Annotated in this window: 2 protein-coding genes; both read left to right on the plus strand. The window is 67.8% G+C overall.

Translation table 11 applies throughout. The features are described from left to right. Positions 1 to 169 (plus strand): SDR family oxidoreductase (locus AC1DN9_RS29990; RefSeq protein ID WP_478106009.1); only part of this gene is annotated, 169 nt, incomplete at its 5' end. Between the two features lie 142 nt (positions 170 to 311). Then, on the plus strand, positions 312 to 1,146 hold an 835-nt coding region (locus AC1DN9_RS29995; RefSeq protein WP_478106008.1), incomplete at its 3' end, for an L-idonate 5-dehydrogenase.

Genomic DNA, 1,146 nt, shown 5'->3' on the forward strand with positions numbered 1-1,146 from the left:
GGTCAAGAATGCGGACTTCAGCGCCTGGCTCATCGGCCGCACGCCGTCCCGGCGCTGGGGCGACGTGGAGGACCTCGTCGGCGCGGCGGTGTTCCTCGCGAGCGATGCGTCGCGCTTCGTCAACGGCCACATCCTTTACGTCGACGGCGGCGTCACCGCAGCCCTTTAGCACACCCCCAGGTTGGCTCACTTCGTGTATCCGCCCACCCCCTTGCAGGGGGCAACACCAGCGGCCCGGCAGAGCCGATTCCGCGGTGTTCGCGAAGGGGCTCGTGAACGGTCATCAGATTGAGGAAGAAGGAGAAAAGCCCATGGAAGCCCTCGTCATTCATGCCCCCGGCGACTTGCGCGTCGAGGAAGTCCCGACGCCCGAACTCGAAGCCGGCCAACTGCTCGTGCGGGTGCGCTGCGGCGGCATCTGCGGTTCGGACCTGCACTACTACCAGCAYGGCGGCTTCGGCACGGTTCGCATCCAGGAGCCRATGGTGCTGGGCCATGAGGTGGCCGGAATGATCGAAACGGTCGGCYCCGGCACTTCGTTCAAGGCGGGCGAGCGCGTGGCGATCAGYCCGAGCCGGCCCTGCGGGCGCTGCCAGTACTGCCAGCAGGGCCTGCAGAACCATTGCCTGGACATGCGCTACTACGGCAGCGCGATGCGCACGCCGCATGTGCAGGGCGCGTTCAGGCAGCAGATCGTGGTCGAGCAATGGCAGGCCCACCGGCTGGCCGATTCSSTCAGCGAYGGCGAAGGCGCGATGGCCGAGCCGCTGTCGGTCGCGCTGCATGCGGTGCGCCGCGCGGGTTCGCTGCTGGGCAAGCGCGTGCTGGTGACCGGCTGCGGGCCGATCGGCGCGCTCGCGATCATTGCGGCGCGGCGCGCGGGCGCGACGCATATCGTGGCGACCGATGTCGGCAACCACACGCTGGGCAAGGCGCTCAAGGTCGGTGCGGACGAAGTCATCAACGTGGCGGAGCAGCCCGACGGTCTCGCGCGCTTTGCTGCCGACAAGGGAAGTTTCGATGTGCTGTTCGAGGCCAGCGGCAACGAGCGTGCCCTGCGCGGCGCCTTTGATGCGATCAGGCCGCGCGGGATCATCGTGCAGTTGGGCCTGGGTGGAGAGATGACCTTGCCGATCAATACCATCG

This window comes from Variovorax sp. 05L425 (assembly GCF_056397705.1).